The organism is Mesorhizobium sp. B1-1-7 (assembly GCF_006442705.1).
Taxonomy (GTDB): Bacteria; Pseudomonadota; Alphaproteobacteria; order Rhizobiales; family Rhizobiaceae; genus Mesorhizobium; species Mesorhizobium opportunistum.
In genome coordinates this window covers 435,000-461,203 of record NZ_VFWQ01000003.1, presented here as the reverse complement: position 1 = coordinate 461,203, position 26,204 = coordinate 435,000, and the positions used below count along the sequence as shown (strand labels likewise).

The 26,204-nt window shown below is 63.2% G+C and carries 27 protein-coding genes; 12 read left to right on the top strand and 15 right to left on the bottom strand.

Annotated features, from left to right (window positions below):
• Positions 1–26 precede the first annotated feature (26 nt).
• From FJ978_RS07020 to FJ978_RS06990, 7 genes are all read left to right on the top strand, one after another.
• Entirely contained in the window at positions 27–710 is a 684-nt protein-coding gene (locus FJ978_RS07020; protein ID WP_023763960.1) for a TetR/AcrR family transcriptional regulator, read from the top strand.
• Positions 711–1,068: 358 nt separating this feature from the next.
• Positions 1,069–2,385, top strand: coding sequence for an ABC transporter substrate-binding protein (locus tag FJ978_RS07015; RefSeq protein ID WP_013892902.1), 1,317 nt, complete (start codon positions 1,069–1,071; stop codon positions 2,383–2,385).
• Between the two features lie 67 nt (positions 2,386–2,452).
• Positions 2,453–3,358 carry a sugar ABC transporter permease gene (locus FJ978_RS07010; protein ID WP_023763961.1) on the top strand — a complete coding sequence of 302 codons (906 nt, stop codon included), beginning with the start codon at positions 2,453–2,455 and terminating at the stop codon, positions 3,356–3,358.
• Between the two features lies 1 nt (position 3,359).
• Entirely contained in the window at positions 3,360–4,319 is a 960-nt protein-coding gene (locus FJ978_RS07005) for a carbohydrate ABC transporter permease (RefSeq protein ID WP_013892904.1), read from the top strand.
• Entirely contained in the window at positions 4,316–4,552 is a 237-nt protein-coding gene (locus FJ978_RS07000) for a hypothetical protein (RefSeq protein ID WP_013892905.1), read from the top strand. The genes FJ978_RS07005 and FJ978_RS07000 overlap by 4 nt, the downstream gene beginning before the upstream one ends.
• Positions 4,549–5,652, top strand: coding sequence for an ABC transporter ATP-binding protein (locus FJ978_RS06995; protein ID WP_140571204.1), 1,104 nt, complete (start codon positions 4,549–4,551; stop codon positions 5,650–5,652). The genes FJ978_RS07000 and FJ978_RS06995 overlap by 4 nt, the downstream gene beginning before the upstream one ends.
• A complete protein-coding gene (locus FJ978_RS06990; RefSeq protein ID WP_140571202.1) occupies positions 5,652–6,755 on the top strand; it encodes an ABC transporter ATP-binding protein in 1,104 nt (367 codons plus the stop codon). The genes FJ978_RS06995 and FJ978_RS06990 overlap by 1 nt, the downstream gene beginning before the upstream one ends.
• 9 nt (positions 6,756–6,764) lie before the next feature.
• Here FJ978_RS06990 and FJ978_RS06985 read toward each other — a convergent pair whose 3' ends face one another.
• Together FJ978_RS06985 and FJ978_RS06980 are read right to left on the bottom strand one after the other, a co-directional pair.
• Positions 6,765–7,196, bottom strand: coding sequence for a DUF4437 domain-containing protein (locus FJ978_RS06985; protein WP_140571200.1), 432 nt, complete (start codon positions 7,194–7,196; stop codon positions 6,765–6,767).
• A 107-nt stretch (positions 7,197–7,303) separates the two neighbouring features.
• The gene (locus tag FJ978_RS06980; protein WP_013892909.1) at positions 7,304–8,290 is read right to left on the bottom strand and encodes an AraC family transcriptional regulator; all 987 of its coding nucleotides are present in this window, start codon (positions 8,288–8,290) and stop codon (positions 7,304–7,306) included.
• 91 nt (positions 8,291–8,381) lie between these two features.
• Between FJ978_RS06980 and FJ978_RS06975 the strand changes: the two genes are divergently transcribed.
• Entirely contained in the window at positions 8,382–9,596 is a 1,215-nt protein-coding gene (locus FJ978_RS06975; protein ID WP_140571198.1) for an MFS transporter, read from the top strand.
• An 85-nt stretch (positions 9,597–9,681) separates the two neighbouring features.
• Here FJ978_RS06975 and FJ978_RS06970 read toward each other — a convergent pair whose 3' ends face one another.
• Positions 9,682–10,029, bottom strand: coding sequence for a GFA family protein (locus FJ978_RS06970; protein ID WP_140571196.1), 348 nt, complete (start codon positions 10,027–10,029; stop codon positions 9,682–9,684).
• Positions 10,030–10,142: 113 nt separating this feature from the next.
• On the opposite strand from FJ978_RS06970, the gene FJ978_RS06965 reads away from it, so the two are divergent.
• A complete protein-coding gene (locus tag FJ978_RS06965; RefSeq protein WP_140571194.1) occupies positions 10,143–11,438 on the top strand; it encodes an amidase in 1,296 nt (431 codons plus the stop codon).
• On the opposite strand, the gene FJ978_RS06960 is transcribed toward FJ978_RS06965, so the two are convergent.
• Genes FJ978_RS06960 through FJ978_RS06940 form a run of 5 tightly spaced genes read right to left on the bottom strand, consistent with a single transcriptional unit; the run spans position 11,346 to position 15,720 of the window.
• Positions 11,346–11,852, bottom strand: coding sequence for a hypothetical protein (locus tag FJ978_RS06960; RefSeq protein WP_246678078.1), 507 nt, complete (start codon positions 11,850–11,852; stop codon positions 11,346–11,348). The two genes, FJ978_RS06965 and FJ978_RS06960, sit on opposite strands and share 93 nt — an antisense overlap.
• Before the next feature lie 41 nt (positions 11,853–11,893).
• The gene (locus tag FJ978_RS06955; protein WP_167313591.1) at positions 11,894–12,886 is read right to left on the bottom strand and encodes a hydroxyacid dehydrogenase; all 993 of its coding nucleotides are present in this window, start codon (positions 12,884–12,886) and stop codon (positions 11,894–11,896) included.
• Complete coding sequence (locus FJ978_RS06950) at positions 12,883–13,602, bottom strand: FadR/GntR family transcriptional regulator (RefSeq protein ID WP_013892915.1); 720 nt, start codon at positions 13,600–13,602, stop codon at positions 12,883–12,885. Before FJ978_RS06950 ends, FJ978_RS06955 begins: the two co-directional genes overlap by 4 nt.
• 2 nt (positions 13,603–13,604) lie before the next feature.
• A complete protein-coding gene (locus tag FJ978_RS06945) occupies positions 13,605–14,774 on the bottom strand; it encodes a mandelate racemase/muconate lactonizing enzyme family protein (protein WP_013892916.1) in 1,170 nt (389 codons plus the stop codon).
• A 58-nt stretch (positions 14,775–14,832) separates the two neighbouring features.
• Positions 14,833–15,720 carry a sugar phosphate isomerase/epimerase gene (locus FJ978_RS06940; RefSeq protein ID WP_013892917.1) on the bottom strand — a complete coding sequence of 296 codons (888 nt, stop codon included), beginning with the start codon at positions 15,718–15,720 and terminating at the stop codon, positions 14,833–14,835.
• 401 nt (positions 15,721–16,121) lie between these two features.
• On the opposite strand from FJ978_RS06940, the gene FJ978_RS06935 reads away from it, so the two are divergent.
• From FJ978_RS06935 to FJ978_RS06925, 3 genes are read left to right on the top strand one after another with little or no spacing between them, the layout of a single operon-like run.
• Positions 16,122–17,177, top strand: coding sequence for a sugar phosphate isomerase/epimerase (locus tag FJ978_RS06935; RefSeq protein WP_013892918.1), 1,056 nt, complete (start codon positions 16,122–16,124; stop codon positions 17,175–17,177).
• Positions 17,178–17,229: 52 nt separating this feature from the next.
• Complete coding sequence (locus tag FJ978_RS06930; protein ID WP_140571192.1) at positions 17,230–18,417, top strand: Gfo/Idh/MocA family oxidoreductase; 1,188 nt, start codon at positions 17,230–17,232, stop codon at positions 18,415–18,417.
• Positions 18,418–18,454: 37 nt separating this feature from the next.
• Positions 18,455–19,306: a sugar phosphate isomerase/epimerase gene (locus tag FJ978_RS06925; protein WP_140571190.1), complete on the top strand. Its 852-nt coding sequence runs from the start codon at positions 18,455–18,457 to the stop codon at positions 19,304–19,306.
• A gap of 234 nt (positions 19,307–19,540) precedes the next feature.
• Here FJ978_RS06925 and phnE (FJ978_RS06915) read toward each other — a convergent pair whose 3' ends face one another.
• The 7 genes from phnE (FJ978_RS06915) to phnL all read right to left on the bottom strand — a co-directional run bounded on the left by phnE (FJ978_RS06915) (position 19,541) and on the right by phnL (position 26,106).
• Positions 19,541–20,908: a phosphonate ABC transporter, permease protein PhnE gene (gene phnE, locus FJ978_RS06915; RefSeq protein ID WP_140571189.1), complete on the bottom strand. Its 1,368-nt coding sequence runs from the start codon at positions 20,906–20,908 to the stop codon at positions 19,541–19,543.
• Positions 20,909–20,973: 65 nt separating this feature from the next.
• A complete protein-coding gene (gene phnE, locus FJ978_RS06910; RefSeq protein ID WP_013892922.1) occupies positions 20,974–21,933 on the bottom strand; it encodes a phosphonate ABC transporter, permease protein PhnE in 960 nt (319 codons plus the stop codon).
• Positions 21,934–21,988: 55 nt separating this feature from the next.
• On the bottom strand, positions 21,989–22,897 hold the full coding sequence (gene phnD / locus FJ978_RS06905) for a phosphonate ABC transporter substrate-binding protein (RefSeq protein WP_140571187.1): 909 nt from the start codon (positions 22,895–22,897) through the stop codon (positions 21,989–21,991).
• 101 nt (positions 22,898–22,998) lie between these two features.
• The gene (phnC, locus tag FJ978_RS06900) at positions 22,999–23,856 is read right to left on the bottom strand and encodes a phosphonate ABC transporter ATP-binding protein (protein WP_013892924.1); all 858 of its coding nucleotides are present in this window, start codon (positions 23,854–23,856) and stop codon (positions 22,999–23,001) included.
• Positions 23,857–23,990: 134 nt separating this feature from the next.
• Positions 23,991–24,701, bottom strand: a complete 711-nt coding sequence (locus tag FJ978_RS06895; protein ID WP_140571185.1) for a DUF1868 domain-containing protein — start codon at positions 24,699–24,701, stop codon at positions 23,991–23,993.
• Positions 24,702–24,784: 83 nt separating this feature from the next.
• The gene (locus FJ978_RS06890; protein ID WP_140571183.1) at positions 24,785–25,402 is read right to left on the bottom strand and encodes a DapH/DapD/GlmU-related protein; all 618 of its coding nucleotides are present in this window, start codon (positions 25,400–25,402) and stop codon (positions 24,785–24,787) included.
• Complete coding sequence (gene phnL / locus FJ978_RS06885) at positions 25,399–26,106, bottom strand: phosphonate C-P lyase system protein PhnL (protein ID WP_140571181.1); 708 nt, start codon at positions 26,104–26,106, stop codon at positions 25,399–25,401. Before phnL ends, FJ978_RS06890 begins: the two co-directional genes overlap by 4 nt.
• Positions 26,107–26,204: the final 98 nt, after the last annotated feature.

Below are 26,204 nucleotides of genomic sequence, written 5' to 3'. Positions count from 1 at the left end.
TTTTGAGACGCGCGTATCGTATTGATATGGATGTCTCACGTCAACAAGCCGCCGTGCAGGACGACGCCAGCGAGAGAGCCGAGCGCGGACCCCGGGCGCGCACGAAACGGCTGATGCTGGAGACGGCGACGCGGCTGATGCAGGCGGGCGTCACGCCTTCGGTCAGCGAAGTCGCGGAAGCAGCGCAGGTTTCCCGTGCCACCGCCTATCGTTATTTCCCAAGCCAGGCGGCGTTGGTGCAGGCGGTCGTCAATGAGGGGCTCGGCCCGATCCTCACCTGGCAATCGACCTCCACCGATGCCGGGCGCCGGGTCGCCGAGCTGTTCGCCACCGCCATGCCGCGTATCGAGGCCTTCGAGGCGACGTTCAAGGCGGCGCTGAAGCTGTCGCTCGACCAGTGGGCAAGGCGCCAGGCCGGCACGCTGGGCGGCGAGCCGGCCCTCACGCGCGGTCATCGCGTCGATCTTTTGAAGGAGGCGATCGCGCCGCTCAAAGGCCGCTTGCCGCCGCGCGACTTCAAACGCCTGGCGCAGGCACTGTCGCTGATCTTCGGGGTCGAGGTGCTGATCGTGCTGAAAGACATCTGGGGGCTGGATAGCCGCAAAACGATGGCGGTCGCGCAATGGGCGGCTGGCGCGCTGGTGCGTGCGGCGGTTGCGGAATCGATCGATGAAGGAGGCGGTGTCGGTTCAAGGACAGCCGTGAAATAGCATCAATCTGGTTCGACCAGATTTGCATGCCGACTATCGATATTAACTCCAGCGCGAGGTGCCAGGCAACACCTGTGCATATCACTGAGTAGGAAAATCATGCGAAAACAGGCAGATAATGTCTGAATCCGGGGGCCCTGAGGAACGCGGGCTCCCAAGAAAGGGCTTGACGTCGACGCAGGATTGGTAATACCAGATTGGATCAGAAAAGTGGATTGAAGTGAGGGTTGCGATCCATTTTTCCGGCAGGGCGAGGAGGCCGAAACCGGAAAGGTGCGATTACGGGAGGAACTACCAGGGTCGGCTGCGTCGCCGGCTCGCATGACAAGGTAGAACGCGCACAAGGGAGGAAATCATTATGCGCAAGTTAGTGACCAGCGTGCTTGCTGGTATCGGCTTAACGCTTGCCTGCGGAACGTCCGTCTACGCGCAGGAAAAGTCGCTCACCATCTTCTGGGCGGAATGGGATCCGGCCAACTATTTGCAGGAACTCGGCAACGAGTACGAGAAGGAAACGGGCGTCAAGATCACGGTGGAAACCACCCCGTGGTCCGACTTCCAGACCAAGGCCTTCACCGAGTTCAACGCCCATGGCGACGCCTACGACCTGGTCGTCGGCGACTCGCAGTGGCTTGGCGCCGGCTCGACAGGCGGCCACTATGTGGACCTGACCGATTTCTTCAAGAAGCATGACCTCGGCAATGTAATGGCGCCGGCGACGGTGAAATATTACTCCGAATATCCCGGCAACAGCGGCAAATACTGGGCCATCCCGCTCGAAGGCGATGCCGTCGGCTGGTCCTATCGCAAGGACTGGTTCGAGGATCCCAAGGAAAAGGAGGCCTTCAAAGCCAAGTATGGTTATGACCTCGACGTGCCGAAGGATTTCAAGGCGTTGCGCGACATCGCCGAATTCTTCTACCGGCCGGATCAGAAGAGATACGGCATCGCCATCTACACCGACAATTCCTACGACGCGATGGCGATGGGTTTCGAGAACGCGCTGTTTTCCTATGGCGGTGATCTGGGCGACTATTCGACCTACAAGGTCGACGGCCACATCAACTCCGAAAAGGCGGTGGCGGCGCTCGATGCCTACAAGGAACTCTACAAGTTCACGCCTCCGGGCTGGGCCAAGTCGTTCTTCGTCGAGGACAACCAGGCCATCACCGAAAACCTGGCCGCGATGAGCATGAACTTCTTCGCGTTCTTCCCCTCGCTGATCAACGAGGCGTCGAACCCGAATGCCAAGAACACTGGCTTCTTCGCCAACCCTCCAGGCCCGAACGGCGACCAGTTCGCCGCACTCGGCGGGCAGGGCATCTCCATCGTCTCCTACTCGCAGAAGCAGGAAGAGGCGACGAAGTTCCTGGAATGGTTCATCAAGGACGAGACCCAGAAGAAGTGGGCGGCCCTTGGCGGCTATACCTGCAGCGCGGCGGTGCTCAAGTCGCCGGAATTCCAGAACGCCACGCCCTACAACAAGGCCTTCTACGAGACCATGTTCAAGGTGAAGGATTTCTGGGCGGTGCCGGAATATGCCGAACTGCTGCAGCAGCTCAACCAGCGCGTCTATCCCTACATGATCGGCGGGGAAGGTACCGCTAAGGAAACGCTGGACGCTTTGGCGGCCGACTGGAACGCGACCTTCAAGAAGTACGGCCGCGGCCAATAACGATCATGCCTCGCGGAGGGGGCTTGAAGCCCCCTCCGTTTCTTTTTCCGCAACCGGGAGCAGGGTCTTGGCGACCACGATGATCACCACGCTGGACAGGTCTTCAAGAGCGGCCGCGCGCGGCCTGAGCGACACTTCCATCCGCAATCTCTTCATCATCCCGACGGTCCTGTTCCTGATCGTCTTCAACATCTTTCCGCTGATCTATTCGCTCGGCTATTCCTTCACCGACTTTCGTGCGTCGACCAATGCGCCGGCGACTTTCGTCGGGCTGCAGAACTATCGCGACCTGCTCAACGACCCCTATGTCTGGTCCAATTTCGCCATCACCGCCAAATACGTCATCATCTCGGTCGCCGGCCAGTTGTTTGTCGGCTTCGGCGTGGCGATGCTGCTCAACCGGGATATCCCGCTCAAGGGCCTTATCACCACGCTCCTGCTGCTGCCGATGATGCTGTCGATGGCTGTTGTCGGCTTGTTTTGGAAGCTTCTCTACGATCCATCATGGGGCGTCATCAACTATGCGCTCGGGCTCGGCAATTTCGAGTGGCTGGCCGATCCCAAGATGGCGCTCTATGCGGTTGCGCTGACCGACATCTGGATGTGGTCACCCTTCGTCATGCTGTTGTCGTTGGCAGGCCTCTCGGCGGTGCCGAAACATCTCTACGAGGCCGCCGCGATCGACCGCGCCGGACCGTTCTACACCTTCTTCCGCATCACGCTGCCGCTGGTCGCGCCGATCCTGATGATCGCGGTCATCTTCCGCACCATGGAGGCGTTCAAGACCTTCGACCTCGCCTACATCCTGACCAGCCAGCCGACGGCCGAGCTGATCTCGATCCGGCTCTACAAGATGGCGTTCCAGGAGTGGCAGACCGGGCGTTCCTGCGCGATGGCCTACATCGTGCTGATCATGGTGCTGGCCATTACCAACATCTATGTCAAATACCTCAACAAGGTGAAGGAGCGCTGAGATGGCTGCAGTCCGCACTTCTTCCGAGATCGGCTTCAATCGCGTCGCCATCGTCGCCGTGCTGTTGGTGACGATCATCTTCCTCGCCCCGATCTACTGGATCGCCTCGACGGCGTTCAAGCCGCGCAACCTGGCCACCACCATCCCGCCGACGGTCGTCTTCCAGCCGGAAATTTCGCCTTTCGTGAAGCTGTTCACCAAGCGCTCGCAATTGCGCAGTCCGCCGACGCCCGAAGAGTACGCGGCCGCTCCGTGGTGGGAGCGCGTCGTTTTCGACGGCGGCGAGAAGATCGTGCGCGACGGTAAAGGTCAGGTGCAGTGGTCGGGCTATCCGAGCCGCTTCCTGAATTCGCTGATCATCGCCATCACCTCGACGGTGCTGGCGGTCGGCATGGGCACGTTCACCGCCTACGGCTTCTCGCGCTTCAAGGTGAAGGGGGAGGCGGATCTGCTCTTCTTCATCCTGTCCACGCGCATGCTGCCGCCGGTGGTGGTGGCGATCCCGATGTTCCTGATGTACCGAGCGGTCGGCCTCAACGACACCCATGTCGGGCTGATCATCCTCTACACCGCCTTCAACCTGTCCTTCTCGGTGTGGTTGATGAAGGGCTTCATGGACGAGATACCGAAAGAATATGAGGAGGCGGCACTCGTCGACGGCTACACGCGCATGGAAGCCTTCTTCAAGATCGTGCTGCCGGAGGCGGCTACCGGCATCGCCGCCACCGCCGTATTCTGCTTCATCACCGCGTGGAACGAATATGCCTTCGCGCTGATCATGACCAATCGCCGTGCGCAGACGGCCCCGCCGTTCATCCCCAGCCAGGTCGGCTCCGGCCTGCCGGACTGGACGGTGATCGCCGCCGGTACCTTCCTGTTCCTGCTGCCGGTCGCCATCTTCACCTTCCTGCTGCGCAATCACCTGCTGCGTGGCATGTCCTTCGGAGCGATCCGCAAATGAGCTTTCGCGCCATCAATCAGAAATATCTGGAGCCAGGCAGCCAGGTGCTGATGGTGCTAGGCATCGTCGCGCTCTGCCAGCCGTGGAACATGCTGTTGCACACATACGGCCTGACCATCATCCTGATCGGGCTGATCGGCTTCAACGTCACCTCGAAGATCGCACCGGAAGACAAGGCCGGTACCGGGCATTCCGGGGACATGCAGGCGCGAAATCCGGGAGCACAGCATTGACCCAGATCGAGCTTCGCGGCGTCCAGAAATTTTTCGGCGCCGTCCAGGTCATCAAGGACCTCAACCTCCAGATCGCCGACAACGAGTTCATCGTTCTGCTCGGCCAGTCGGGCTGCGGCAAGACGACGACATTGCGCGCCATCGCCGGGCTGGAGACGATCGACGAAGGCGATATCCTCATCGATGGCAAACCGATCCAGCATCTGAAGGCGGCCGACCGCGACATCGCCATGGTCTTCCAGTCGTTTTCGCTCTACCCGCATATGAGCGTCTACGAGAACATCGCCTTTCCCCTGCGCGCCACGCGCAAGAGCAAGGCGGAGATCGACAGCGAGGTGCGCTCGGTCGCCAAGACGCTGCAGATAACGGACCTGCTGGCCAAAAAGCCGTCGGCGCTGTCGGGCGGCGACATGCAGCGCGTGGCCATCGGCCGGGCGCTGGTGCGACGGCCGAAGGCCATGCTGATGGATGAGCCGATCGGCGCGCTCGACGCCAAGCTGCGCGAAGAGATGCGGGCCGAGATCAAGCGGCTGCACATCAAGCAGGGCTCGACCACCATCTATGTCACGCACGACCAGATCGAGGCGATGAGCCTCGCCGACCGCATCGTCATCATGCATGAAGGCGTGCTGCAGCAGGTCGGTTCGCCGGACGAAGTTTATTCGCGCCCGGCCAATCTGTTCGTGGCGCAATTCGTCGGCAGTCCAGTGATGAATGTCGCCGACGCGGCGGTGGCCGAAAAAGCCTCGTCCGCATCGGTGACCGTGGGCGACGCCGCCACCGGCTTCGAGTTTCCGCGAGATCTCCTGTCGAAGCTCAACGGCCATGCCGCGGGTGGGCTGGCACTCGGCATCCGGCCGGAAGGCGTGCTCATCCGCCGTGACGCGGCCGAGGGTTTCATGGCTGTCGAAACGCAGATCGTGGAACCGCTCGGCTCCTTCGACATCGTCGACCTGAAGGTCGGTTCCAAGATGCTGCGCGCGCGCACCAAAAGCGGTTTCGTCGCCGGACCCGGCGAGAAGGTGTTCGCCAGGATCGACCCGACCCAGGCGCATTTCTTCGACAAGGCAAGCGGCAAGTCGCTTGATGTGAGACTCTGATGGCGCATATCCAGCTCAAGAACATCTCCAAGACCTTCGGCAACCACACCGCCTTGGTCGGGCTCGATCTCGACATCGCCGATGGCGAGTTCTTCGTCCTGCTGGGCGAGACAGGTGCCGGCAAGACGACGACGCTGCGGCTGATCGCCGGCCTGGAAAAGCCAAGCGAAGGCCAGGTCTTCATCGACGGCGTCGACGTCGCCGAGTGGGGCGCGGCCGAGCGCGACGTGGCGCTGGTGCTGCAGCAATACTCGCTCTATCCGCGCTACACGGTGCGCGAAAACCTTGAATTCCCGCTGAAGCCGAAGATCCGCCGGCTGCCGGACGCCGAGATCAAGGATCGCGTCGACCGCGCCGCGCGTACGCTCAGGATCGAGCATCTGCTCGACCGCAAGACCGACCGGCTGTCGGGCGGCGAGATGCAGCGCGTCTCCATCGGCCGCGCCATCGTGCGCAAGCCGCGCGTGTTCCTGATGGACGAGCCGCTGTCGGCGCTCGATGCCAAGCTGCGCGAGGCGCTGCGCACGGAACTGAAGAACCTGCAGATACAGCTCGGCGCCACCTTCCTGTTCGTCACCCACGACCAGATCGAGGCGATGTCGATGGGCGACAAGGTCGGCGTGCTCAACCATGGCCGCATCGTCCAGACCGGCACGCCGCACGAGATCTACAACAATCCGCGCGACACCTATGTGGCGAGCTTCGTCGGCTCGCCGCCGATGAACCTCATCGACGGCAAACTGGTCAACGGCCGCGCGGTGATGGCACCGCTGAATTTCGAACTGCCTTATGCAGGGAGGGCCAATAGCTCGGGGGGACTGAAGGCGAGCGGCGCGACCGACGGCCGCCCGCTCGTCTTCGGCATTCGTCCGGAGGATGTCTATCTGGAAAGCGGCGCGCCGGTCGAGGCGCGCGTCCACGATGTCGAGAACCATGGCGTCGAAAAGATCCTGACGCTTAGGGTCGGTGACACGACGCTGCGCGCGACGGTGCCGGCAAGGACCGATGTCGCGATCGAGCAGCCGGTGCGCTTTGCCTGGAACCCGGACAAGGTCGTGCTGTTCGACAAGGGCAGTGGCGTCAGCTTGCGGCACGCCGGATAGAGCGCCCGATCACTTTGCCATGTAGGTCTCGTAAGGGGTGTCGTTGATCAGCAAGATCACGCATTCCGTGTCGGAGAGGCAGGCGTCGTCGTGCATCTCGTTGGCCTTCTGGGTCCAGTAGGATCCCGGAGGCAGTTCGACCTTGGTTGCTTCGCCGCCGTTCATCTGCCAATGCGCCCACAGCCCCTTTATGACCACCGCCCGGTAGTCCGCGGTGTGCGCGTGAACAGGAGCACGCCAGTTGCCCGGGACCTTCAGCAACGTGCCCGCCGGGCCCTTGGCCCGCTCGCCCCACAGCGGGCCAAGGCGATGCGGCTGGTCGGGAATTTCGGCGACATAGGGGATCTTGTCGGCCGGCAGATAGCTGTCTTCGAGGGCGAAGGCCTGGCCGGAGACCACGAGCATGGCGGCGAGCGTCAGGATTTTCACATGATTTAGCATCGACTATGCTCCATAGGCTGATTTGCCGCCGGCCCTCCATTAGCGGGCCAACTATTGCGTGGGGGCAACTTGGCAAACCGGAATCACCAGTCGTCACGGCCGGCGCATCAGCTGGCCTGCCGTATCTCGGCCTGTTCCTCGGCCCGCAGGTGGCTGGGCGCGGAGCCGATGACGCGCTTGAAGGCGCGGCTGAAGGCGGCGTCCGATTCATAGCCGAGGCGGGCGGCAACGACCGATATCTTCATCCGGTCGCGGACCAGCCATTGCCGCGCCTGATGCATCCTGACCTGGGTGACATATTTTGCCGGCGTTTCGCCGACGATGGTGGCGAAACGCTCGGCAAAGCCCGAGCGCGAGGCGCCCATCATCCGGGCCAGCGACTCGACCGTCCAGTCATGGTCCGGTTCGAGATGAATGGCGGCCAGCACGCGGCCGATGTCGCGGTCCCTGACCGCCGCGATCCAGCCGGACGAGTCGCCGCAGCCGCGCTCGACCCATGAGCGGATGACGGTGGCGGCAAGCACATCGGCCAGCCGCGCCAGGATGCCGCCGGAGCCGACGCGCTCCATCGTCACTTCGCGCGCCATCGAATCCAGCAGGTGCGGAATGCCCGGTTCGTAGTCTTCGAGCTCGTGTGTGCGCATCACATCCGGCATCATCCCGAGCAGCGGATGCAGGCCATCGAGGTTGAAATACATGCTGGCGCAGAACAGCAGCGTGCCCGGCTGGCCATTCTTGTCGCACATCTCCGCGTTCGACGTACAATAGACGTCCTTGCAGACCTCTTCGCGCCCATAGCTGTGAATTGGCCAGGCCTGGGCGCCGGGTTCGCTGGCCAACACATGAGCAGCGCCTCGCGGCAGCAATACCGCATCGCCGGCATTGAGCTGCACCCACTCGCCGGACGGCTGCTTCAGCCAGCAGCCCTTGCGGCCGATGAAGTGAAACCGGGCCGCCGGCTGGGCCGGGAACTGGATGCCCCAGGGCTCTTTCATCTCGCAGCGGCCATACTCGACGCCATCGAGACGCAAGCCGCGCAATATGTCGGTCAGCGCGTCGCCAGTGACCGGAATTTTGGACGAACGGTCAAACATAATGGTGTTTCTAACATGGAAACTCCAGCCCGTCACTCCCTATGTTGCACTGCAGCCAAATGCTGCGCTGCAACTTCATCGGAGACTGATCATGGCCGAATCCGCGACGGGCGCCGTCGACGCCGCCCTACTGAACCCCGCAGACCAGGAGGAACGAACAGAGCCGGCATGGGGTGCCGTGGTCTCGCTCGCGCTTGGCGTTTTCGGCCTCGTGACGGCTGAATTCCTGCCCGCCAGCCTGCTGACGCCGATGGCGCGCGATCTCGGCGTCACAGAAGGCGTGGCGGGACAAGCGGTGACGGCGACCGCGATCGTCGGCGCCATTGCCGCACCGACAATGGCAATCATCACAAGACGCATGGACCGCAGGCTGGTGATGTGGATGCTGACGATGTTCCTGATCCTGTCCAATCTCCTGGCCACCTTTGCTTCATCCTTGTCCATGCTTCTGCTTGCCCGCGTCGTGCTTGGCGTCGCCCTGGGCGGCTTCTGGGCGATGTCGGCTGCCATGGCGCTGCGGCTGGTGCCGATGCGGCTGATGCCGCGCGCCATGTCGATCATCCTGACCGGGGTTTCGCTCGCCACCGTCACCGCGGCTCCCGTCGGCGCCTATGTCGGTGATATCTGGGGATGGCGCACCGCCTTCATGATCGCGACCATCGTCGGCGCGCTGGCGCTGCTGGTGCAGGTGGCGACCATCCCGAAGCTGCCGCCCGTGGGCGTCGCAAGCTTCCGCACCTTGCTCGAGGTGCTGGAGCGGCCGTCGATCAGGGTGGCGCTGCTGGTCGTGCTGCTGGTCGCCTCGGGGCACTTTGCCGGTTTCACCTATGTGCGCCCATTCCTCGAAAAGGTTCCCGTGCTTGACATCGAGACGATCTCGCTGGTGCTGCTGGCCTACGGCATAGGCGGCTTCTTCGGCAATGTCGCCGGCGGCATCCTGGCCGAGCGCAATCTCAAGGCAGCGGTCGCGCTGGCACCCCTGCTGATTGCACTGGCCGCCGCCTCGATGCTGGTTCTTGGCGCCTCGCCGACCATTGCCGCGGTTTCGGTCGCGGTCTGGGGCTTTGCCTTCGGCGCGGTGCCGGTCGGGCTGCAGAGCTGGCTGGTGCGAGCCGCGCCCGACCAGGCTGAAAGCGCCGGCGGCTTGATGGTGGCGACGTTCCAGGTGGCGATTGCATTGGGCGCCGTCTTTGGTGGCCTGCTGGTCGACCATGCCGGCGTCGCCAGCGCCTTCGCCTATTGCGGCGCGGCGACATTGCTGGCGGCCATCGTGGTGTTCCTGCGCGGCCCGAAGCGCGTGGAATAGTGTCGCCGAATCCCTGATTTGGGAGCGGCCCGAAAACCGTCACGGTCTTCGGGCCGCTGTCTTTGTGATGGCTTGTGCAACAGTATCAGGCCGAGCGCCCGTCGAAGTCGAAGATCGACAGGGTCGAAGGATCGAGATCGGCGACACAGTTGAGGTTGATGTAGGCACTGCGTTCCCCGCCTTCGCGTACATCTTCGGCGAAAGGGTGGATGCCGCAGGTGCGGCAGAAGCGGTGCGCCATCGCATGTTTGCCGAATGTGTAGGTGCCCAAATCATCACCCCAGGCCAGCACGGCCAAGGCCGCGTGCGGAATGGCGCACAGGAGCGCGCCCTTGCGCGAGCAGATCGAACAATTGCACCGCACGGCCCCGGTCAGCTCCGCCTCGAATTCGAAGGCTACCTTGCCGCAGTGACAGCTGCCTTTGTAGAGCATCGTTTTCTTCCTTGCGTCCGGCAGGGGTGCAAAACCACCTGCGCCGGGTTAAGTCTTGGCATTCCATGCGCTTGCCCAAGGACGTTCGAGGCGTCCGGAGTCCGACACCGAAAATGCAGTCAGCCCGCGATCATCTGGAAATCATCCTGGCGCGCCTTGCCGCTCGTGCCGGTGAGGAACGCGTGTTTACCAAGCTCTACGCCGAAGTGGCGCGGGCGGCAGCCGATGCCAGTGATGCCCGCAAACGGGCAGACGTGACACTTGGACCGCTCGACGGCACCATCGTCTCGGTCAAGGATCTGTTCGATGTCGCCGGCGAACCAACCACAGCCGGCTCGCTGATGCGCAAGACCGCCATGCCCGCTTCGCGCGACGCGGCCACCGTCAGCCGGTTGCGGCAAGCCGGCGCTGTGATCATCGGCAAGACCAACATGACCGAATTCGCCTTCACCGCGATCGGCGACAACATGCACTACGGCACGCCAGGCAATGCCGTCGATGCCAGCCGCATTCCCGGCGGTTCGTCCTCAGGTGCCGGCGTTTCCGTCGGCGAGGCGACGAGCGAAATATCGATCGGCTCCGACACCGGCGGCTCGGTGCGCATACCAGCGTCGCTCAACGGTGTCGTCGGCTTCAAGCCGACGGCGCGGCGCGTGCCGCTGACTGGCGCCTTCCCGCTGTCCGCCACTCTCGACTCGATCGGGCCGCTCGCTCGAACTGTAGTCCAGTGCGCCGCCGCCGATGCCGTGATGGCTGGCAATATGCCGGCCGAGCTGGCGCCGATCCCCCTTTCAGGCCTTCGCATCGGCATTCCGCGCGGCGTTCTCTTTGGAGACACGGAAAGCGAGGTGGCCGCGGCGTTCGAGCATTGTCTCGGCAAGATCGAACAGGCAGATGCGCGCCTGGCTGACATGTCGATAGACGATCTGCTTGGAGAGATGCGCGCGGCGACGAAGCGTGGCTCGATCGCTGCGATGGAAGGGGCCGAAATCCATGCCGACTGGCTGGCGACGGGAGCATCGGTGCCGGTCGACCCGCATGTCAGCGGGCCTTTGTCGCGGGCAGCCGCCATACCGACGCCGGTCTACATCAGGGCCTTGCGCCGCCGCGCCGCGCTGGCCGCCGCCATGGACGAGCGGCTGACATCGGTCGATGTGCTGGCCTTGCCGACGACGCCGGTGACGGCGCCGAGTATTGTATCGATGGCCGAGAATGCCGAGCTGCGCGATCACATAGAGGGCCTGCTGCTGCGCAACACGCAGGTTGCCAACCAGTTCGACCTCTGCGCGATCTCGCTGCCCATGCCGGGCATGACGCTACCAGCGGGGCTGATGCTGGTGGCGCGCAATGGCCATGATCGCCGTCTTTTGCGGATTGCCGCTGAAGTGGAAAGGCTGCTGGGCGGATGATCGGCAGTCGACCGCAGATGGCGGATCAGTGCGACGAACAGTGCTTGCGTTCGCTGTCCTTGGGGTGCGCACGATGCGGGTCGCGACCAGCCAGGGCAGGCTGTAGTCCTTGCCGGTGATGGTTTGGGTACGGTGCTCGATCGAACCCCTGACGATGATCTTTCCGCTGTAAAGCACGTCGGACTGATCCGTTATCGCCTTGTCGGCCTGCGGCAATTCGCTGGTGTCGATCGATACTCCCTTGATGATCGTGCCGGTGGCAAGGTCGAGCGCGCTGTTCGACGGGCAGGGCGCCTTGAAGCAGCGAAGCCCGTTGTCGCAATAGACATAACTGCTTTCGCCTGCGGCGAGTGCCGGCACAGCGAAGATCGACGAAGCTACAACAGTCAGAAATGCGAGGCGAAAACCGGACATGGTTGCAACGTCGCGGAGAATTGGGGCGAAACCGCGATGCGCTATATGTCGAGCGGAAAGCGCCGCCGGTAGTGATCGACCACTTCCGGATTGCGCAGGTTGACCGGCAGTTTGCCAGCCAGCACCAGCAGGGCCTCGCCCGCGGCGCCGACGCCCATGCGCATCATCGATTCCTCGGTAATCCCTGCCATATGCGGGGTGATGATGACGTTGTCGAAGCCGAAATAGGAATGATTCGACGGCAGCGGCTGCGTCGAGAAAACGTCGAGCGCGGCACCGCCGATACGGCGCTTCTGCAAGGCCTCGATCAACGCGTCGTCATCGACGACCGGGCCTCGCGACACGTTGATCAACAGCGCATTGGGTTTCATGCGGGCGATGCGCTCTCGGCTGATCAGGCCGCGCGTCTCCGGCGTCAGCGGGCAGCAGAGCACGATGATGTCGCTCTGCTCGACCAGCGCATCGATCGACAGGAATCCGACCTTTTCCGGCGCCGGCTGCATGCTGCGCGTCGTGGCCACCACTTTCAAGTCGAAGCCGTGCGCTGCGATATGGCCGACAGCCTGGCCGACGGCGCCAAGGCCGACGATGCCGATGGTCTTGCCGGCGAGTTCGACGTTGGCGTTGGCATGCTCGCGTCCGGCGAGCCAGCCTTTGGTGCGCAGGTCGCGGTCGACCTTGCGGAATTGCCGAAGCAGGGCAAGTGCAGTGAACATGACGTGTTCGGCAACCGAGCGCGCATTGACCGCCGGCACATTGGCCACCAGCACACCGGCGGCGGCCGCCGCCTCCATCGGGATCATGTCGAGCCCGGCGCCATGGCGGATGGCCGCCCTCAGCTTCCAGGCACCCTCGAACAGCGCCGGCGGCAGCGGTGCACGCACGATGACGATGTCGGCGTCCTTCGCTTCCCTGGCCAAGGTGCCAGCATCGAGCGCCGATGCGATCACAAGCTGGCCGGCGCCCGCCAGTTTGGCCGCGGCGCGCGGGTGCAGCGGATGGGTCGACAGGATCTTCGGCTGGGCCACGGTCAGGCCTTTTCGAGCGCTGGGCTCGGCGGCGCAGCCGCCATGCCGCCTTCGATCAGGCCCTTCCAGTAGCTTTCCGCCCCTTGCAGATGCGCGCTCATCAGCGCCTGGGCGAGATTGCCGTCGCGGCGCAGCAGCGCCTCGTAGATCTGCACGTGCTCGGCATGCGAGCGCACGCTGCGTTCGGGATCGTTGAAATAGATCGGCAGGCGCTGCTCGCCCATCAAATAATAGACGCTGCAGATGTTGTGGAAGACGCTGTTCTTGGTGGCGCGCACGATCTCAAGATGGAATTCGCGGTCCTCCTTGGCAAGGCCCTCGCCGGCGGCGATGCGCTCCTCGGAAGCCTTGAGGATTTCGCGCAGGCGTTCGAAATTTTCCTCGGTGGCACGCGAACAGGCAAGTTCTGCGGCCTTGATCTCGTGGATCTTGCGCAACTCGACTGTCTCGTAAATCTGCAGCGGATCGAGCGGCAGCCCGGCGCGGGCAAACAGCGCCAGCGCCTCGACGCTCGCCTGCTTTGTGTCGATGTAGATGCCGGACTTGGCGCGGCGTTCGACGATCCGCATGGCTTCGAGGATGGCGAGCGCCTCGCGGATCTGGCCGCGGCTGACGCCGAAATGCTCCGCCAGCTCACGTTCCGACGGTGTCCGGCCGGTCTCCTTGTCCGAGTGGGAGAACAGATAGGCGGCGAGTTCCGCGAGAAGGTTCTTTTCTTTCATCGTCAATTGCGTTGCGCGTGCGCCTCCAGGAACCGCTCCGAAATGGTGAATCCCAGACCCGGCTTTTCGGGGATCGCTATCATACCGTCCCTTGCTTCGACAGTCTCTTCGATCAGATCGTGGATCATCGGGTTGGCGCCGAGCGAATATTCGACCGTGAAACTCGCCGGCGAGGCGGCGCAGACATGCAGCCCGGCAAAGAAGCAGGGGGCGCCGGCCCACAGATGCGGCGCAAAGCGCAGGTTGAAGGCGCTGGCGATGGTGCCGATCTTCATCGCCTCGCTGATGCCGCCGCAGAAGGCAGGATCCGGCTGGAAGATGTCGGCGGCCTTGAGCACGGCGAGGTCGCGGAAGGCATAGCGTGTCGCCTCGCTTTCGCCGGTGGCGATCGGGACGGCGCACGAGGCGCGCACTTCAGCCATGCCAGGCTTGTCATCGGCGATGATCGGCTCTTCGAACCAGGCGAGATCGAGGTCGTTGACCAGATGAATGAAGCGCTTTGCTTCGGCGACCGTATAGGTACCGTGGGCGTCGACCATCAGTTCGACGTCGGGGCCGAGCGCCTGGCGCGCGGCGCGGACGCGCGCGGCGGAAATGTGCGCGGCGCCATCCATGGCGCCGACCCGCATCTTCAGCGCCTTGAAGCCACCCCGGGCGATATAGGACTTCAACTGCTCGCCAATGGCATCGGCGGCGGCCCAGCCACCCGAGGCATAGGCCTGCATGCGGTCGGCCTTGCGGCCACCCAGCAGCCGCCAGACCGGGACGCCCAGCGATTTGCCCAGAATATCCCAGAGCGCGATGTCGACGGCGCTGATGGCGGCGACACTCATGCCGCGCCGCGCCAGCTGCGGCATGGCATGGCCGGCGCGTATGGCGCTGTCGTGGCGCACGCCGTTGTAGAGCATTTCCCAGATGACGCCGATGTCGGCCGGATCACGGCCGATCAGCTGCGGCCCAACCTCATGGTTCAGCATGTGGACAAGGGCGCCGTAACTGCCGGCGCTGCCGGCGGCGTTCTTGCCTTCGCCCCAGCCGACCAGCCCATCATCGGTTTCGATGCGCAGGATGGCGGCGTCGAAGGTCGTGACCTGGCCGAAGTCGCTACGGTGTTGCCGAGCGGCTTCGATCGGGATGCGGACCCACCAGGCTTGGACGGTCTTGATGCGCATATTTTTCCCCAGCCCTGCCGCCGGCCAGGGCGAAAGGGCAAAATCCCAAAGCAGTCGACTACTTGATCAGCGGCAGCAGCGTTTCGGCGGTGATGCGCATCTGGTCGGTGTAGAATTTTTCGGTGAGCACGCTGGAGCCATGGTCCTGGATGAACTTCAGCTGTTCAGGCGAGATGTCGACCGGATGGCGCTCGACCATTTCGGGGTAGGGTGCCGCCGGCGTCCGGTCGACGGGGGCGACGAACTCGTTGGTCAGCGCGCCGTCGTAGCCGACTTCCTTCAAGGTGGCGACGATCCTGGGCCAGTCGATCTGGCCGAGGCCGGCGGCGAAGCGGTTGTTGTCGGCGACGTGGAAGTCGAACAGGCGCTTTCCGACCTGGCGGATGGCGTCGTGGACGTTAAATTCCTCCATGTGGATGTGATAAGCGTCGAGGCAGACGCCGCATTCGGGGCTGACCGCGTCGGCCAGCGCCAGCGCCTGGGCGCCACGGTTGAACAGATAGGTTTCGAAGCGGTTCAGCGGCTCGACCGCGATCTTGACGCCGACCTTCTTGGCGTGGGTGAAGCACTCGCGGGTCGCATCGACCACCCACTTCCATTCCTCTTCCTCGGTGCCGTCAGGCACCACCTTGCCGACGGTCGCGGGGACAAGCGTGATGATCTCGCCATCGAGTTCGCTGACCATGGTCAGCACGTCCTTGACATACTGCACCGAGCGCTCGCGCTGGCCCTGGTTCCTGGCGGCGAGGTTGCGTTCGCCCAGCATCAAGGTGACCGCGCCCCAGCAGCGGATGCCATGTTCCTTCAACAGCGCCCGCGTCTCCTTGGTCTTGTACTGTTCGGGCTCGCCGGAAATCTCGATCGACTCGTAGCCGAATTTCTTGATGCGCTTGAGCGTCGTCTCCAGAGGTTCCGCGCGCATCCAGTTGTGCGTCGAAAGATGCATGGTCCGTCCTTCCCAAAGTTCGTCCGTATGGTTTGCCTGCGACATGCATCGCCGAAAGGCGACGCATGGGTTCCTCCCCAAGGCATCCCCAGCCTTTTCCTTGCAAACTGGTTCGACCAATTGGGCCTTAAATGAGGTCTACAGCAAATTCCCCGGAACGGCAAGAAGCGGGGCATCGCAACTTTTCGTGCGGATTACGCTGTTGATTATATTGCGATATGTGCCTTCATTTTGAGTAATTGGAGGGCTTTGGCGGCGCATTGAGAGGCTTGACCAAATTTGCCCATTTGGTAATACCAGAATGGCAGTGCCTGCAAAGCGCCCGATGCGAGAAGACCAAAATGGCTGGCCCTGCTTCCAATCGGCGCTATGCTTGGTCGCGACAAATGAGGAGGATGCCGATGCCGACGACAATGAAGGGTCCTGGACTGTTTCTGGCGCAGTTCGCGGGTGATGCGGCGCCGTTCAATTCGCTGCCTTCGATCACCAAATGGGCCGCGGGTCTCGGTTACAAGGGCGTGCAGATCCCGACCTGGGACGCACGCCTGTTCGACCTCGAGAAAGCGGCGTCTTCCAAGGCCTATTGCGACGAGGTGAAGGGCATCTGCGCTGACGCCGGCGTCGAGATCACCGAACTGTCGACGCATCTGCAGGGGCAGCTGGTCGCGGTTCATCCGGCCTATGACGCGCAGATGGATGGCTTTGCGCCGCCGTCGGTGCACAATAATCCCGCAGCCCGGCAGAAGTGGGCTGTCGAGCAGATGAAGTTCGGCGCCAAAGCATCGCGCAACCTAGGCCTGAATGCTTCAGTGTCGTTTACCGGCTCGCTGGCTTTCCCTTACCTCTATCCGTTCCCGCAGCGGCCGGCTGGACTCATTGAGGAAGCGTTTGGCGAGCTCGGCAAACGCTGGAAGCCGATCCTCGACGTCTACGAGGACAATGGCGTCGATGTCGGCTATGAAATTCACCCCTCTGAGGACGTGTTCGACGGCGCCACTTTCGAAATGTTCCTCGACGCGGTCGGCGGCCACAAGCGCTGCAACATCAACTACGACCCGTCGCACTTCCTGCTGCAGCAGCTCGATTATCTAGAATTCATCGACATCTATCACGAGCGCATCAAGGCCTTCCACGTCAAGGACGCCGAGTTCAACCCGACCGGCCGGCAAGGCGTCTATTCCGGCTATCAGAGCTGGACCAACCGTGCCGGCCGCTTCCGTTCGCTCGGCGACGGGCAAGTGGATTTCGGCGGCATCTTCTCCAAGCTGACGCAGTACAATTATGATTCCTGGGCGGTGCTGGAATGGGAATGCTGCCTGAAGCATCCGGAAGACGGTGCTGCCGAAGGGGCGCCCTTCATCCAGCACCACATCATCCGGGTGACGGAGAAGGCATTCGACGATTTCGCCGCCGGCACCACCGACAAGAAGCTGTTGCGCGCCATGATGGGAATTTGACGCGGCTTCCCTCCATCGAGGGAATGATATTTCAGACATGAGGGAGAAAGACATGGTCGGCGCATCGAAGTCGGAGACGGGAGGCGGCCCGATCCGCTACGGCATGGTCGGCGGCGGGCAGGGCGCCTTCATCGGCGCGGTGCACCGGATCGCGGCGCGCTTGGACAATGATTTCGTGCTGGTTGCCGGCGCGCTGTCGTCCGACCCGGCGCGCGCCAAGGCTTCGGCCGCCGAACTCGGGCTCGATCCCGACCGCAGCTACGCGTCCTATGCCGAGATGGCCAAGGCCGAGGCCAAACGTCCCGACGGCATCGAGGCGGTCGCTATCGTGACGCCCAACAATGTGCATGTGCCGGCGGCAAAGGCCTTCCTCGAGGCGGGCATCCACGTCATCTGCGACAAGCCGCTGGCGACGACGCTGGCCGAGGCGAAGAAGCTCGCGGCGATCGTCGAGAAGACCGGCAAGGTGTTCGTGCTCACCCACAATTACACCGCCTATCCGATGGTGCGGCAGGCGCGTGAGATGGTCGCCAAGGGCGTGCTCGGCGACATCCGCATCGTGCAGTCCGAATATCCGCAGGACTGGCTGACCGAGGATCTCGCCGCCACCGGCCAGAAGCAGGCATCATGGCGCGGCGATCCGAAGCAGGCCGGTGCGGGCGGTGCGCTGGGCGACATCGGCACCCATGCCTACAATCTCGCCCGCTTCGTCTCTGGGTTGGAACTCGATTCGCTCTCGGCCGATCTCGATGCCTTCGTGCCGGGGCGGCTGCTCGACGACAATGTCAACGTCATGCTGCGCTTCAAGCCCTCCGGCAAGACGCATCCGGCCAAGGGCATGATCTGGGCAAGCCAGGTGGCGCCCGGGCACGAGAACGGCCTGAAGTTGCGCATCTATGGCTCGAAGGGCGGGCTGGAATGGGTGCAGGCCGATCCGAACTATCTCTGGTACACGCCGTTCGGGCAGCCGAAGCAATTGATCACCCGCAACGGTGCCGGTGCGCTGCCAGTGGCGGGCCGTGTCAGCCGCGTCCCATCGGGCCATCCCGAGGGCTATCTGGAAGGTTTCGCCAACATCTACCAGGAAGCCGCGCGCGCCATCCGCGCAGCGCGCAGGAAGGGCGGCAAGCCGGCAAAGGATGTTGTCTTCCCAACGATCGCCGACGGCGTCGAGGGAATGGCCTTCATCGAGGCCTGCGTGAAGTCGTCGAAGAAGAACGGGGCGTGGACCAAACTCTAAGACTGAGGGGATTTGGGGGTCAAGGGGAGGGGCGTCGATGAAAATCGGCATGTGCATGTTCTTGTGGACGACGGCGGTATCGAAGAAGCACGAGCCGCTGCTTCGCGACATCAAGGCGACCGGCTTCGACGGCGTCGAGATACCGATCTTTTCCGGCATGCCGGACGACTACAGGAAACTGGGCGAATTGCTTGACCGCATCGGCTTGGAGCGGACCGCCGTCTCGGCCATGGGCGATCCGGCGATGAACCTGATCTCGGCCGATGCGGCCACGCGCAAGGCCGGTATCGACTACATGAAATGGGCTGTCGATTGCGCCGAGGCGCTTGGCGCTCGCACGCTGAGCGGCCCGCTGCATTCGACGCTCGGCGCCTTTTCCGGTTCCGGGCCGACAGCCGCCGAGAAGAAACGCTCGATCGCCTCGCAGCGCGCCATCGGCGACCATGCCGGCAAGCGGAACGTCACCATCGGGCTCGAGGCGCTGAACCGCTTCGAATGCTATCTTCTCAACACGATGGCCGACCTGTCGGAGCACATCGACGCCATCGACCGGCCGTATATCAAGGCGATGTACGACACATTCCACGCCAATATCGAAGAGGCCGATCCGATCGGCGCCTACACGAAGCACCGCCGCAATATCGTGCATATCCATATTTCGGAAAACGATCGCGGCGTGCCGGGGCGCGGCAACATTCCATGGAAAGAGACGTTCGCGGCGATCCGCAAGAGCGGCTATGACGACTGGCTGACGATCGAAGCTTTCGGCCGCTCGCTGAAGGATCTGGCGGCGGCGACCAAGGTGTGGCGCGATTTTTCCGAGACGCCGGAAGCGGTGTATCGGGAGGGGTATAAGCATATCAAGGACGGGTGGAGAGGGGCGGCTTAGGTAACAATGCCGCCGTCCAACGAACGCCGCGTTCCTTCACACCCCCCTCTGTCCTGCCGGACATCTCCCCCGCAAGGGGGGAGATCGGATGTTGTGCTGGCTTTCGCCAGTCTCCAGTGTTGCAATGGAGGCGCCACCTGTGAAACTGCCAATCTCCCTCCTTGCGGGGGAGATGGCCGGCAGGCCAGAGGGGAGTGCTGTCCCGCCGACGTCTCGCCTCATTCTGGAAGATGCCTACTCCTGCTCGGCCTGGATCCTGTTGTAATCGTGGATCGTCCGGCTGAGCCTGCGGCGCAGGAAGTTGGAGATGTTGTCGAAGATGAAGACCACCACCAGCGTCAGCAGAACCATGTAGAAGACGTTGGCCCAGTTGGAGTTGGTGCGCATCGCTTCCCATAATTTCAGGCCGATGCCGCCGGCGCCGACGGCGCCGATGATGGTGGCGCCGCGGGTGTTGGATTCCCATTGGTAGAGCGTCTGGCTGATGAACACGGGCACCACTTCCGGTATCACGCCATAGCGCTGCACCAGAAGGCCGTTGGCGCCGGTCGAGACGACGCCCTCGCGCGGCTTGTCGTCGATGTTCTCCAACGCCTCGGAATAGGTTTTGCCGAGCGTGCCGATCTCGGTGAAGAAGATCGCCGCACTGCCGGCCAGGGGGCCCGGCCCGAAGGCGCGGGTGAAGAACAATGCCCAGATCAGCATGTCGACCGAGCGCATGAAGTCGAAGAAGCGCTTGAGCACCTGGCTCAGCAATCCGCTCGGCGTGATGTTGCGGGCGGCGAAGAAACCCAGCGGGAAGGCGACGATGCCACCGAGCAGCGTGCCGAGAAACGCCATGACGATGGTCTGCAGCAGCTTCGTCCAGACGTCACCGTGCTGCCACTGGGCGTTGTTCCAGATGTTGTCGCCGGCCAGTGCGAGGTTCGAGGTGCCGGGTTTCAACTGCGGCCCGGACACGATCAGGGAGACCACGTCTCCCGCCGATTTGCCGAAGAAGGGCGAGCGGGTGTCGAAGACGAAATTCGCCCAGCCGAGGAAGCGCTTGCGCACTTTGACGCGATCGACGGTAACGCGCACCTCGCCGGCGAAGCCCATCTTGGCGACCACTTCGTCGTCATGCGCGGTGATCCAGTCCGGCACTGGGCCTGAGATAACCGGCTTGCCGCTGGTCAGCGTGACAGGCACGGTTTGGCCGTTGGCCATGATCGTCGCCTGCGCCTTGTCGAAAGTGACGGATTTAGCCGGCCCGTCGATCTGCACGGTGAACGTGCCGTCCGGGTTCCTGATCACCCAGTCGGGGTTCGGGTTCTCGCCAAGCGCGGAGAAGCGCGGATATTTTGGCGTGATCTCGGCTTGGTCGAGGCGAAACTCCGGCTGCAGATCGTAGCTGACCCACTGCGACAGGAACAGCGGCAGGCGCTCCCAGTGCGATTCCCGCAGCACCTGCGGCAGGCTGAAGAACCACATCGCATAGGCGAGGTAAAGCACCGTGCCCAGAAGCAGGAACAGCGGGCCGAAGCGCTTGTAGGCCGGGCGCCGGAACACCTGCGGAAAGCGGTCCTCGATCGCGCTGATTTCATCCGCCGTCATCGTCGCCATGATTCATCTTTTTGTTTGACCATGATCTCTTCCGAAAACCGGCCTCCACTTTTCGGGACCATGGTCTAAGCCCCCATCACGAAGGCCTGCTCGCCGACGAGCTTGCGGCGCAGCCAGGCGGAGAACTGGTCGACGATGAAGATGGTGGTGAAAAGGAGCAGCACCAGCGCCAGCGTCTTGGCGCCGAAGCCGCGCGAGATGGAGAGCTTGAGCTCCTCGCCAATGCCGCCGCCGCCGACTGCGCCCATGATGGTGGAGATACGAACGTTGATCTCGATCCGCAGCAGCGTGTAGGACATGAAGTTGGGCAGCACCTGCGGCAGGCCGGCAAAGCGCACCCGCTCGAACCAGTTGGCGCCAACCGCCCGCAGGCCTTCCTCGGCCCGCATGTCGATGTTCTCATTGATCTCGTAGAACAGCTTGCCCAGCGCGCCGATCGAATGCAGGCCGATGGCGATGATGGCGGCGACCGGGCCGATCGAGACGATGGCCGCGAACAGGCCGGCGATGACGATCTCGGGGAAGGCGCGCAGCAGCTCCATGAAGCGCTTGACGACAAGCCGCAGCACAGGGTGCGGCGTCAGATTGCGCGCGGCGATGAAGGAGAACGGCACGGCGAAGACGAAACCGATGAAGGTCGAGACCAGCGCCACGTTCACCGTGGTCAGCATCAGCTCAAAATATTCGGGGATGTAGAAGCCGCCCCAGACATAGACGCGGCCAAGCGGGAAGTTGAATTCCTGGGTGCCGGTATCATGCGGCGAGGCGATGTCGAACAAAGCCCGCCAGACGTCGTTCCAGTCCTTGGGGACGAGCCAGCTCAGGAAATCCAGGATGTGCGGCAGCCGGTCGAAGAAGTGGCCGGCATTGGCTTCGTCGGCAAACCACATGCTGGCGAGCATGGCGACAAGCAGCAGCGCGACGCCGAGGGCGGTATAGAACCGGCGCAACGACGTCTGCCGTCGCCAGGCGTCGGCCATCTGATGGGTAGCGCCAGAAGAGGGGGCTGTCACGGAAAGGGTCATGATCGGAGATGCAAAAAGGGCGGCGTTTTCAGCGCCGCCCTTTCCGATTTCGCCGTTAGCCGCCGATGGCTGCCTTACGGGCTTCGACGATGACGTTGTAGAAGTCCGCCTTCACCGGAACGTAGCCGGTAAAATCGCCACCTTCGACGCCTTCGAAGCAAGCCTTGTCCTTCTTGGGCAGGTCGGTGAAGAAGGCGGTCAGCTTGGCGGTCATGTCGTCGCCGAGCGCGGTGCGCACGACCAGCGGGCCGTTCGGAATCAGGCCCGAGCGCCAGACTTCGACGAAGTCGTTGGGGTCGACGGCGCCCTTGGCGACTTCCTTGTGGAAGGTGCCCGAAGTGTAGCCGTTCTTGAAGTCGCCGATGCCCGAGGAATCGTCCACGGCGACGTCGACCTTGCCGTCACGCACGGCCAGGACGTTGTTCTCGTGGCCGCCGTTGAACTGGGTCGAAGCGAAGAAGGTCTCGTTCGAAGCGCCGGTGTCCTTCGGGATCTGGGTCAGCGGGATCAGGTAGCCCGAGGTCGAATCCGGATCGGCGTAGCCGAGCTTCTTGCCCTTGGCCGACTTGATGTCGGTGATACCGGAGGACTTGAGTGCCAGGCCGATCGAATAATAGCCGGTGGCGCCGTCGGTCTGCTGGGTGGTGAGGATCGGGGTAACCGCCTTCGGGTCCTTAAGGGCGACGCTGGCGTAGCCGGAAGCGCCGAGTTCGGCGAAATCGAGCGTACCGCCGAGCAGGCCTTGGATGACGCCGTCATAGTCGGCGGCCGGGAACAGCGAGACCTTTTCGAAACCGAATTCGGCCTTCAAATGGTCGGCCAGGCACTGGTAGTTGCGCAGCCGGTCGGTCTCGTTCTCGCCACCGAGAATGCCGACGCGGAATTCCTTCATATCGGCGGCGTGGGCCATGCTGGTGGCCACGGCGAGCACCGAAACGGCGCTGAGAACCATCTTCCTGAACATTGATATCTCTCCTGTAGGTTCCGGCCCCGCGCCGGCAGCGTTATCGATTTTGACAGGTGCCCTTGACGCGGGCGGACGATCCGAGCCGCTCTTTCTTGAACTCAGTAAGCTGGGAATGCAGGTTCGAGCGGTCCGGCGGATGCGGCGATCTTTCGCTTGAAGGCAACGCTGGTGGAGGTGATGGCCTCCGAAATCTCGCCACCATTGCTGTCGGCGCCGTAGACGAGGCGGACGGCCTCGCGGTCGAGCTCTTCCGGCGCGCCATCGAAGACGACCTTGCCGGCCGCCATGCCGATGATGCGGTTGCAATAGGTGCGGGCGGTATCCAGCGTGTGGAGGTTGGTGACGACCGTGATGCCTTCGCGCAGATTGATGTCCTGCAGCGAATCCATCACCACCTTGGCATTGAGCGGGTCGAGCGAGGCGATCGGCTCGTCGGCGAGGATCACCCTGGGCTGCTGCATCATGGCGCGGGCGATGGCGACGCGCTGCTGCTGTCCGCCCGATAGCGTTCCGGCGGGCTGCAGTGCGGTGCGGGCGATGTCGAGCCGTTCGAGGGCGGCGACGGCCTCGGCGCATTCGGCGCGGGAGAACATGCCGAAAAGGTTCGATATCGTCGAACGGTGGTTCAGCTTGCCGAGCAGCACATTGGTCAGCACGTCGAGGCGCGGCACCAGGTTGAACTGCTGGAAGATCATGGCGCAGTCGCGCTGCCAGCGCCGCAGCGGCGAGCCGCGCAACTGGGAGACTTCGGCGCCGTCAAAAAAAATCGACCCCTGGCTGGGATCGATGAGACGGTTGATCATGCGAAGAAGGGTCGATTTACCGGCACCGGAACGGCCGATGACGCCGACCATCTGACCCTGCGGGATCGAGATGTTGATATCGCTGACAGCGGTGTTCTTGCCAAATCGTCGGGTGACGCCGCGGATTTCGAGCGTGGCTGAGGTTGCTGGCATGGGCAGGTTCCCGTCAGGACCATGTTGATTGTCAGGCTTCTCGCCTAACGCAGCCACATGAACCTGCCGTGTCGCCTGGATGTCAGTTTTGTTACGCTCCACAGGCGCTGCGTCATGCGCCCGTTTCCGCGCGATCAGCCGAGCACTTGCAATTCCTCGAAATGCTCCATGTCGCGGAAGCTGCAGAATGCGGGCGGCTTGATCTCGATGACCGGCGCCTGGCGCGCGAAAAGCGCCAGGCAATCGTCGAACAGCGTCTGCCACGCGGCCGCCCTGTCGTCGGCAAGACGCTGGATCTGATAGGCGAGGGTGATGTGGAAGACGTAAGCGTCGTGATCGGGGTGCCGGTACCCGAACGGGACCGCCAGCGCATCGCGCCATTGACGCATGATGCGCACGTCGTCGTCGGTCGCGCCGGCAACGGTGAGGCCGCTCGGCACGATTTCGACCACCCTGATGTTGAATGGGCCGAAGCCCCGGAAATCCTTCAGCCGTTCCAGATAGAGGCGGGTCATGGCCTCGATGCTGGTGTCGAGCGGTACGTCCTGGGGCCAGTAGGGCAAGCGGCGGCGATACTCGATGACGCCCTGGAATAGCGTCATGTGCAGGCTGGAGATGGGGGTGAAGGCCAACCGGTCGGCGTCAGGCATCGCCAGCATCTTCTCGCGCACCGCAAGCACCACGCCCTGCGACGGCGAGCCGCCGACCAGATGGCTGACGACGGTGTTGCCGGGCTCGATCAGGAAGTTGCCCGACGTGTCGTAGCGCGTGCCGAGATGCGCCGGGGTGGTAGGATTGGAGCCGGCAAAGAATCCGGCGAGCGAGGGGCTGATTGTGTCGGGCATGGCGATCTCCCTGGGAAGATGGCGTCCTGTCCGAGTCGTGTGTCAAGGGTATGAACGAGTTCCCATGACGACGATGTGAGGAGCTATCCCTCGTATTTCTCCAGGAAGGCTTCGGCAGACAGTTCCCGGAAATCATCGAGTGAAGCGCGCAGCCTGGCATGATCCCAATCCCACCAGGCGAGTGCCTGATAGCGCTCCGCCGTTCGGCGGTCGAAGCGCTCGCGGATCGGTTTTGCCGGCACGCCGGCGACGATGGTGTAGGGGGCGACATCCTTGGACACGACGGCTCCAGCGCCAACCGCTGCGCCATCGCCGACGGTGACGCCGGGCAGGACGGTCGAGCCATGGCCGAGCCAGGTGTCGTGGCCGATGGTGACGCGCTTGGCGCGACGCTCCGCGAAGAATTCGCTCTCATGCTCGGCGTCGTCCCAATAGTCGGAGGCGCGGTAGGTGAAGTGGTGCAATGTCGGCCGCCAGGTCGGGTGGTTGGTGGCGTTGAGGCGCACGCTTGCGGCGATGTTGGCAAACTTGCCGATCGTCGCGCACCAGACGGCGCAGTCCTGCATCATGTAGGAATAGTCGCCGAGCTCGCTTTCCGAAACACGGCTGCGGTCGGCGATCTCGGTCCAGCGGCCGAGCGTGGAATTGTGCACTTCCGCCGTCGGGTGAACCAACGGGGTCTCCGACAGTTTCCTGCTCATGCGGCGAGTTTTCCCGGAGCGAACGCGGTGACGTCGATGATGCGGTCGGCAACCGCCTCGCGCACGTCATGGTCGTGGAAGATGCCGAGCAGCGCGACGCCATCCGCCTTCTTGGCAGCGATGAGTTCGATCACCACGTCGCGGTTCCTGGCATCAAGCGAGGCGGTCGGCTCGTCGAGCAACAGGATCGGGTGTTCGGTGATGAAGCCGCGCGCGATGTTGACACGCTGCTGCTCGCCGCCGGAGAAGGTCGCCGGCGGCAGCGCCCAAAGTTTTTCGGGCAGGTTGAGCTGCGCCAGCAGCGCGCGCGCCTTACCTCTTGCCGCCTCACGGTCCTCACCACGCTCGACCAGCGGCTCGGCAACCACATCCAGCGCCGAGACGCGCGGCACGGTGCGCAGGAACTGGCTGACATAGCCGATCGTTTGCCGGCGCACGGCAAGAACGGTGCGCGGGCTGGCGTTGGCGAGATCGATCAGCCCGTCCTCATGCTGGACGATGATCTGGCCTTCGTCGGCGGCATAATTGCCGTAGAGCATTTTCAGGATCGAGCTCTTGCCGGCACCGGACGGGCCGCCGAGCACCGTGCATTCGCCGGCCTTGATGGAGAACGAGACACCAGCGACGACCGGCAGTTTGATGCCGTCACGCAGATGCATGGTGAAGCTCTTGGCGACGTCGGAAACAACGAGCGGGGTCGGCATCAGAGGGTTCTCCAGTCGTCGTTGGTTTGCGGGCCAGCGCCCCCCTCTGGCCTGCCGGCCATCTCCCCCTCAAGGGGGGAGATCGAAAGCTTTTCGGC